Source organism: Streptomyces sp. SolWspMP-5a-2 (genome assembly GCF_900091845.1).
Classification (GTDB): Bacteria; Actinomycetota; Actinomycetes; order Streptomycetales; family Streptomycetaceae; genus Streptomyces; species Streptomyces doudnae.
Genome location: NZ_FMCI01000092.1, coordinates 1 through 6,595 on the forward strand (window position 1 = coordinate 1; position 6,595 = coordinate 6,595).

Genomic DNA, 6,595 nt, shown 5'->3' on the forward strand with positions numbered 1-6,595 from the left:
CCCGGCCGACCGGCACGGCACCCGCGCGCCCCCTTCCCCTCCGGCACCCGAACCCCTCTTCCCCTCTCCCTGACCGCGGCCCCCGTGCGGGCCGCGGCATGCCCGCCGGAGGCCCCGCCGTGAAGCGATCCCCGTACACCAGAGGGCTGATCGCCCTCGCCGTCGTCGCGCTGTCCCTGCACATCGCGCTCACCGTGCCCGTCCGTCTCGGACTCGACCTCAGGGGCGGCACCCAGATCGTGCTGGAGACCCGCCCCGCCGACGGCGCCGACGCCGACGGCGAGGCCACGGACCGCACCGTCGAGGTGCTGCGCGCCCGGATCGACGCGCTCGGCGTCGCGGAACCCACCGTCGCCCGCTCCGGCAGCGACCGCATCGTCGTCGAACTGCCCGGCGTGCAGGACCCCCGCAAGGCGGCGGACGTCCTCGGCCGGACCGCCCAGCTCACCTTCCACCAGGTCCTCGGCACCGCGACCGGCGCCGGCCCCGACGCGGACCCGCCGCCCGCGGGAACGCTCGTGCTGCCCGACGAGTCCGGCCGGCCGCTGAGCCTGCGGGCCGCCGCCCTCACCGGCAAGGACGTCGACAGGGCGGACGCCCGCTTCGACCAGCAGGGCGGCGCCGGATGGCACGTCACCGTGGGCTTCGCGGGAGACGGCGGGACCGGCTGGGCCCGGCTGACCGGCGAGGCCGCCTGCTCCCCGCCGGGCGACCCGGCCCGCCGGGTGGCCATCGTGCTCGACGACAAGATCATCTCCTCGCCGCAGGTCGACCCGTCCGTCGCCTGCCGGACCGGCATCACCGGCGGCTCCACCCAGATCACCGGCACCTTCGACGACAGAGAGGCCCGGGAGCTGGCCCTGCTCATCAACGGCGGCGCCCTGCCGGTGCCGGTCGAGACCGTCGAGCAGCGCACCGTGGGACCCACCCTCGGCGCCGAGGCCGTCACCGCCAGCGCCTGGGCCGCCGCCGTCGGCACCGCCCTGACCGCGCTGTTCATCATCGCCGTCTACCGGCTCCTGGGCGTCCTGGCGACCGTCGCCCTGGCCTGCTACGGGCTCGTCTCCTACGCGGCCCTCGCGGCCCTCGGCGCCACCCTCACCCTGCCGGGACTCGCCGGGTTCGTCCTCGCCATCGGCATGGCCGTCGACGCCAACGTGCTCGTCTTCGAACGCGCCCGCGAGGAGTACGCGGCCCGCGTCCGCCCGAGCCCCAGGTCCTCCCTGACGGCCGGGTTCCGCGGGGCGTTCAGCGCCGTCGCCGACTCCAACATCACCACGCTCATCGCCGCCGGACTGCTGTTCCTCCTCGCCTCGGGACCCGTGCGCGGCTTCGGCGTGACCCTCGGCACGGGCGTCCTCGCCTCGATGTTCAGCGCCCTCGTCGTCACCCGCGCCCTCGCCGACCTCGCCCTCGCCCGCCCCGGCACGCGCCGCCGCCCCCGCCTCACCGGCATCGCCCACACCGGCGCCGTCCGGGACCACCTCACGCGGGCCGCCCCGCGGCTGATGCGCCACCCGCGCCGCTGGCTCGCCGTCTCCGCCGCCGCCCTCGTGCTGGCCGCCTCCGGCATCGCCGTACGCGGGCTCGACTACGGCGTCGAGTTCACCGGCGGCCGTCTCATCGAGTACGCCACCGCCACCCCGGTCGACGCCGACCGGGCCCGCGCCGCCCTCGCCGACGGCGGGTTCCCGCGCGCCGTCGTCCAGACCTCGGGCGAGAACCGGCTCACCGTCCGCACCCACCACCTCGGCGACACCGAGACCCGCGCGCTCACCAGGACCGTCGCCGCCCTGACCGGCCGCGCCGACCTGCTCCGCGACGAGACGATCGGCCCGAGCCTCGGCAAGGAGCTGCGCCGGGGCGCGCTCGTCGCGCTGGCCGTCGCCCTCGCCGCCCAGCTCTGCTACCTCGCGGCCCGCTTCCGCTGGCTGCTGGGCAGCTCCGCTGTGGCGGCCCTCGCCCACGACGTCGTGATCCTGGTCGGCGTCTTCGCCTGGCTCGGCAAACCGATCGACGGGGTCTTCCTCGCCGCGCTGCTGACCGTCATCGGCTACTCCGTCAACGACTCCGTCGTCCTCTTCGACCGGCTCAGGGAACTGGCCCGGCGCGACCGCGGGGAGCCCTTCGACCGCGTCGCCGACCGCGCCCTGCTGCAGACCCTGCCGCGGACTGTCAACACGGGGATGGGCGCCGCGTTCATCCTCACCGCGCTCGCCGTCCTCGGCGGCGACACCCTGACGGACTTCGCCCTCGCCCTGCTCATCGGCCTGGTGGTCGGCACGTACTCCTCGATGTTCACCGCCACCCCGCTGGCCGTCGTCCTGCACCGGGGCGGACGGCGTCAACCCGCCCGCCGGGCAACCGGGTTCACGCCGCCGGGGCCCGACTCCCCGCCCGGAAACGCGGGATGACCTTCTCGCCCCACTGCCGGATCGTCTCCATGCACACCTCGTGCGGAACCGTCCCCATCTGGACCAGGCACATCACCTCGTCCGCCCCCGCGTCGGCCAGTTCCCTGACCCGCTCCACCGCCCCTTCGGCCGAGCCGTAGGGGTGGTCGGTGTGGTACGCGGCGACGTACTCGGGCCTGAACTCCACCTGGTGCTCGTCGAGTTGGTCCAGCACCTCACGCCGCGTCCGCTCCAGGGCCCGCTCGCCGTCCACGGCCGGGTCCTGCGCGGGCGGCCTGCCCCCGCCGTACCAGTGGCGCGACGACTCGACGAAGAACTGCTGGCCCCGCAGCCCGACGGCGCGCGCCCGCTCCACGTCGTCGAGCACCACCGTCGGGCAGACGACCGCGAAGTGGTCGTTGACGGTGGAGGTGAGGAGGCCGCCCGGGGCGCGCTCGGCGCGGGCCGCGTCGTACAGCGCGCGGCGGTGGCGGGTCATCGCGGGGCCGCCGAAGCCGAGGACGAGGGCGCCGAGCCCGAGTCCGGCCGCCGTGCGCAGCGCCTCCTCCTTGCCGCAGGCCAGGAAGAGGGGCGGGTGCGGTGCCTGGAGGGGGCGGGGCAGGACGGTCCCCGGGCCGATGTCGAGCGAGCCGTGCCACTCGAACTCCTCGTCGCGCCAGATGCCCGTGATGATCTCCAGCGCCTCGCGCACCTGCGCCCGCGCCGCGTCCCGGTCCACTCCGTACAGCGCCGTCTCCCGGGCGCTGCCGCCGTTCCCCGCGCCGAGGTCGAGGCGCCCGCCGGACAACACGTCGAGCAGGGCGGCCCGTTCGGCGACCCGGACCGGATGCTGGTAGGCGAACGGCAGGGTGACCACCCCGTGCCCGATCCTGATCCGCTCGGTGCGCGCGGCCACCCAGGTCAGGAAGATCTCCGACGCGCTCATGTGCGAGTACCACTTCAGGCCGTGGTGCTCCACCGCCCAGACGCGGTCGAACCCCACCCGGTCGGCGAGGACGGCCTGTTCGACGGAGTCCCGCAGCATCCGCCGTTCCCGTTCCGGTGTGGGATCGGCGAGCTGGCCCACGAAGAAGAGGGAGAATTCCACGGCGTCCTCCTGGATCGCGCGTCGGGCGGTGCCGCCGCCCGGGGGCCCGGACGGTGCGTCCGGACCTCCGGGTGTCAGCGGCAGGCGCCGATCAGAACTTCGTACAGCCGGTGCTGGCCGTGGTGCTGGTGCACAGGCCCGAGGCGGCGAGCCGGTCGGTCTCCGGCGTCTCGCTCTCCAGGAGCTGGAGGGCCAGCACCTCTTCCATGACTTCGATGTCCGCCATGACGTTCGTCCTTCCTTTCCTCTGCTTCCCCTCTCCTCCACCGGAAGAGGGCGTGGGACGGGGTGGGACCGGCGCGGGGTCAGCCGTCGGCCGGCCGCCGGGTGAGCCGGTCCAGCGTGAAGAAGGCGTCCTCGGTGTCGTCCAGGAGCCGGGTCAGGGCCAGCAGCACACCCGCGGAGCCGCTCCACAGGTCGGTGCTGAACCGCATGAGGTACTCGCCGTGGAAGTGGACGCCGGTGGTGTGGGAGACGGCGTGGCAGAACAGGCCGCGGGCCGTCTCCACCGCCGCCTCGCGGCCCGCGGGCAGACCGGTCAGCGACGCGTGCTCGGCGAGCGCGAAGACCAGCCCCGACTGGCCCTCGTAGAGACCCGCGTAGTACGTCGTCGCGGCGGTGCTGGCCCGGACCGCCTCGGTGACCGACTCCGCGAGGTCCTCGTCGGCGACCGGGAGGTAGCGCGCGGCGACCGTCGCGTACCCGGCGGAGCCCCGGTAGAGGTAGGGGTAGAGGCGCTGGTCCTCGGCCGAGACGCGGAACCCGATGCCGCCGCCGGGGAAGGGGTCGGCCTCGGCCGCCTCGGCGCGCAGCAGCGCGAGCCCGTTCCGCTTCGCGTCGTCGTCGCCGAGGATCCGGTACAGGTAGTGGTCGAGCAGCGCCACGCCCGCCCGGCCGTGCAGCAGCCCGGTCGCGCCCGCCGTCTCCAGGTGGCCGAGGAGGGCGTCGCCTGCCGGGATCCGCGCGCGGATCCGCCGGGCCGCGTCCAGGTGCCCCTCGTCCTTGTCGTGCCCGTAGAGCGCCAGATGGGCCAGGGCGACGCCCGCCGCGCCCTCGCCGAGGGTGGCGCACCGGTCCAGGATCGGATGGTCCCCGGCCCGCGCGAGCAGCGTCTCCGCCTCCTCGACCAGGCCGTGGTCGGCGAGCACCCAGGCGATGCCCGCGCCGCCCGAGTGCAGTCCTGGCGCCGCCCGCGCGCTCTCGTCCAGGCTCTCCCGGCGGAAGCGCGCGAGGACCTCGGGCGGCGCCTCGCGTCCGGCCAGCCGCAGCGCGTGCAGCACCCCGGCCGTTCCGTGCACGACGGCGTGCTGGTGCGCGTAGTAGCCGCGCGGCACGGTCGGGAAGACGACGCGTCCCTCCGGCGTCGCGGCGGCGAGGATCGCGTCGGCCACCGCGTCCCTGAGCCCGCGCAGGCAGCCCAGCGGGTCCGCGCGCACCGCGTCGGGCGAGGGCACCCGGCTCGGGCTGTCCGGGTCGGTGAAGGCGGTGGACCGGCGCCAGAGGGTGGCGGGGACCGGGAGGCCGGAGGTGCGGTGCACGAGGTCGCGCAGGTGGTGCAGCGCGCCGGGCTCCCGCTGGGTGACGTGGATCTTCATGCCGAACGTCAGCAACTGCGTGACGGCGGCGAGTCCGTACCGGTCGCAGTAGGTGGGGTCGCGCTCCATCTCCGCGGCGAGCCGGTCGGCCGGGAGGTCGGGGAAGTAGCCGGGGGTGCCGAACAGGCCGAGCGGGTTCCCGGTCCTCTCGGCCGTCTCGAAGTCGATGAGGCGCACGGTGTCGTCGTCGTCGACCAGGACGTTGCGCGGACTGACGTCGAGGAACACGTACCCGGCGGCGTGCAGCCGCTCCAGCGCGCGGGTCAGCTGCCCGACGACGTGCGCGCACCGGTCCCAGTAGGAGCGGTAGTAGGCGCTGTCGGGGGAGACGGTGAACCCCGGGTGGTGGTTCGTGACCCATTCGAGCAGGGAGACCCCGGGCACCAACTCCGTGACGAGGTAGGTGTGTTCCCAGCGTTCGAAGAACGCCACCGGCGCGGGCGCGACCCCCGGGACGTCCTCCTCCAGGGACCGCAGGATCGCGTTCTCGTGGGTCAGGTGCTCGGGCGACGAGGTGCCGTCGGGATAGAGCCCCGAGTGCGCCCTCGCCTCCTTCACGAAGACCTCCTCCCCGCTCTCCGCGAGGGTGGCGACATAGGCGCCGCCGCCGTTGGAGTGCCGCAGCAGCCTGGTGAAGGTGAGGCCCTCGAAGGAGACGGACTGCGGGGCGGGGGCGGCGGCCGCCGTGTAGTGCCTGAGGGGCCTGGTCTGGGCGCGGAACGGGTCCTCGATCCCCTCGGGCAGGGTGAAGGAGAGCCCCCGCACGTCGGGGACGAGCCTTCCCGCGCCGTCCGGCACCATCAGCTCCTCGGAGCCGTCGGCCCTGACCACCGGGATGGTCTCGAACGCCCCGTACCGGTAGGAGACCGCGCGGGAGTCGCGCCAGCGCCGGTCGCCGAGGATGTAGGGGCCCACCTCGTCGGGGAGGAGGTCGTGCAGCTCCTCCATGAGCCTCCTGGACGCCTCGGCGTCGGGCGGGTAGGCCGCGATGAACTTCCCGTTCTGGGACCGGGGCGCGTGCTTGTGGTGCAGCATCAGGAAGTAGGCGCGGGTGCCGAGGTGCTTGAAGGCGACGCCCTGCCGGACGCAGACCCCGGCCACCACGTCGAGCACGTCCTGGGCCCGCGCGATCCGGACGGAGACGTGGACCTTCCAGCCGTGGGTGGCGATCACGGTCCCGGGCGGCTTGTGGATCGACCAGAAGGACATCGACTTCCGGTCCCAGGAGGCCGGGACGCTCCGGGCCTCGTAACGCTGCCCCAGTTCGCTGCCCTCGTAGAGCGGACGGTAGAAGTCCGGGTGCGCCTGCACATAGGAGATGTAGTCCATCGAGCCGCCTTCGCGTGCGATGCGGGATGGGTCTGCGCGCACTCCGCAGCATGGCACGGGCGTTTCCGCCCGACCAGCGAACAGCCGTGCCATACGCCGCTTTTGAGTCATTTGGTCAGCTCGGTATGCGGTGGATCGCGTGGATGTGAGGGGGTGTGCGGCGGCCGGTC

The 6,595-nt window shown here is 74.3% G+C and carries 4 protein-coding genes; 1 reads left to right on the forward strand and 3 read right to left on the reverse strand.

What is annotated here, in order from left to right; all coding sequences use genetic code 11:
* Nucleotides 1–119 precede the first annotated feature (119 nt).
* The gene (gene secD, locus GA0115242_RS08910) at nt 120–2,414 is read left to right on the forward strand and encodes a protein translocase subunit SecD (RefSeq protein ID WP_256089391.1); all 2,295 of its coding nucleotides are present in this window, start codon (nt 120–122) and stop codon (nt 2,412–2,414) included.
* Here the strand turns inward: secD and GA0115242_RS08915 are convergent.
* The 3 genes from GA0115242_RS08915 to lanKC all read right to left on the reverse strand — a co-directional run bounded on the left by GA0115242_RS08915 (nt 2,371) and on the right by lanKC (nt 6,425).
* Complete coding sequence (locus tag GA0115242_RS08915; protein ID WP_176729776.1) at nt 2,371–3,501, reverse strand: LLM class flavin-dependent oxidoreductase; 1,131 nt, start codon at nt 3,499–3,501, stop codon at nt 2,371–2,373. The genes secD and GA0115242_RS08915 overlap by 44 nt on opposite strands.
* A gap of 91 nt (nt 3,502–3,592) precedes the next feature.
* The gene (locus GA0115242_RS41230; RefSeq protein WP_202555094.1) at nt 3,593–3,727 is read right to left on the reverse strand and encodes a class III lanthipeptide; all 135 of its coding nucleotides are present in this window, start codon (nt 3,725–3,727) and stop codon (nt 3,593–3,595) included.
* A gap of 79 nt (nt 3,728–3,806) precedes the next feature.
* The gene (lanKC, locus tag GA0115242_RS08920) at nt 3,807–6,425 is read right to left on the reverse strand and encodes a class III lanthionine synthetase LanKC (RefSeq protein ID WP_161353058.1); all 2,619 of its coding nucleotides are present in this window, start codon (nt 6,423–6,425) and stop codon (nt 3,807–3,809) included.
* Nucleotides 6,426–6,595: the final 170 nt, after the last annotated feature.